Below are 1,896 nucleotides of genomic sequence, written 5' to 3'. Positions count from 1 at the left end.
CACCACGGCGGTGGCGAGCCCCGCCTGGGTGCAGCCCACGGCGGAATCCGCCGTGCCGGTCAGGTCATCGGCGACGATCAGCAGTTGAACGGTGCGCGACTCAGCGCTCGACACGGTCGTAGACCTCGAGCGCCTTCTTGAGCTTCTCCAACGCCTCGGGGGTGAGCGCCTGGACCGGCGAGCGCGCCGGGCCCGCCGGCATGCCGAGCAGCGTCGCGGCGGTCTTCAGCACGCTCGGCATGGTGCCCAGGGCGAAGGCGCTGCGCAGCGGGCGAAGCTTCTCCTGGGCTTCGCGGGCGGTCTCGAAATCACCCGCTTTCCAGGCGTTCCAGATGGTCATGACCACGTCCGGCACGGCGTTGGTGGTCGCGGCCACGGCGCCGTCGCCGCCGGCCATCAGCGTCCACAGGATCATCGAGTCGGTGCCGGTGAACACGGCGAAGTCGTCGCGGCGCAGGCGAATCAGCTGGACCAGGCGGTCGAAATCGCCGCCGCTGTCCTTGATCGCGCGGATGTTGGGGATTTCGGAGAGCTTGGCCACGCTTTCCACGGTCAGGGTCACGCCGGCCTTGGCCGGAATGGTGTAGAGCAGGATCGGCAGCGGCGTGGCCTCGGCGATGCGCTGGTAGTGCAGGATGAGCTCGGCTTGCGTGGCGCCGTTGAAGTAGGGGGTGATGATCGAAAGCCCGTCGACGCCGACCTCTTCCATGCGCCGGTTGAGCTCGATCACGCCGCGCGTGGTGTAGCCGCCGGTGCCGGCGTAGACCGGTACGCGCCCCGCCGCCTGCTCCTTGACGATGGTCGCCACCCGCACCTTCTCGTCATCGGAGAGCGAGAAGAACTCGCCGTTGGTGCCCAGCGCGAACAGGCCGTGAACCCCTTTCTGGATCAGCGTTTCCGTCAACTCGCGAAGCCCCTGCTCGTCGATCTCTTCGTTCTGGTCGAGGGGAGTGATCAGGGCGGGGACGATGCCGCGGAATTCGAACGTGCTCATGCTGCCTCCAGGGGATTCCATGAATGATCGGTTTGATGAGTATGCGCACTAAAATGATCGAATCGTTCAAATTTGGCAAGTCATACCATCGTCTAGTGAGCGGTATGCGCTGATGGAATTGATGGGTTTTGCTCCTCGAACCAGGCAGCAACCGAGGAACGAAACGACGAACAGGGAAGTTATTGATCAGTTTGATCAAAGTGAAGGAGGGGCTGCGTGGGCCGCCGTCTACCCCGCCGGGCAGGTAGACGGTCAGCGTATGATCGTTGTCGATGCGAACGCGCTGTTCTTTGATCGCGCAGCGAGAATGAACCCTTCAGCGCTCTAGAAGCCCATGAAGCCCTCGGCCTCCTTGAGCGGAGCCGCATCACGCAGATAGGCGAGGTCGACCCGAGGCCGGGCCAAGGCGTCGTCGTCGGCGAACAGCGTCTCGAGTTCGCGGGCGAAGGCCAGGGTCTCCAGGTCGCTGCCGCGTCGACCGATGATCTGCAGGCCGAAGGGCAGGCCGTTTTCGTCGCGCCCGGTCGGCAGCGTCACCGACGGATGGCCGGCCAGTGTGGAGGCGTAGGCCATCGAGAGCCAGTGGTAGTAGCTCTGCGTCGGCTCGCCGTCGATCTCGGTGGGGTAGAGCTCGTGCCAGTCCCGCGGGCTGATGGTGGTGGTGGGCGCCAGCACGAAGTCGTGGTGCTCGAAGAACGTCTGCCAGTGGCGATAGAGGTGCTGCTGGTTGGTCAGCGCGCGCACCACGTCCAGCGCCGAGTAGCTTTCGCCCTCACGGACGTTGTCGCGCACGTTGGGGCCGACCTGGTCCGGGTACTCTCGCAAGAGCTCGCGGTGCATGCCGGAGAAGCAGAGCGCGCGAATCACCGCGAAGGTGTCGTCGGCGTCCGGGCACTCGGGGT

At 65.2% G+C, this 1,896-nt stretch carries 2 protein-coding genes; both read right to left on the bottom strand.

All coding sequences use genetic code 11. The features are described from left to right. Window positions 1–100: 100 nt before the first annotated feature. A complete protein-coding gene (gene dapA, locus BIS11_RS16390; protein ID WP_253426630.1) occupies window positions 101–994 on the bottom strand; it encodes a 4-hydroxy-tetrahydrodipicolinate synthase in 894 nt (297 codons plus the stop codon). 324 nt (window positions 995–1,318) lie between these two features. After that, on the bottom strand, window positions 1,319–1,896 hold a 578-nt coding region (locus BIS11_RS16385; RefSeq protein ID WP_253586561.1), incomplete at its 5' end, for an amidase family protein.

It is taken from the genome of Halomonas sp. 707D4 (assembly GCF_024158685.1).
Lineage (GTDB): Bacteria > Pseudomonadota > Gammaproteobacteria > Pseudomonadales > Halomonadaceae > Vreelandella.
Note: the sequence above shows the minus strand (reverse complement) of the source record. Positions and strands in the feature narration are given on the sequence as shown.

Excerpts from the sequence above, each read along its gene's own strand:
- dapA (WP_253426630.1), bottom strand. The coding sequence starts at position 994 with ATGAGCACGTTCGAATTCCGCGGCATCGTCCCCGCCCTGATCACTCCC.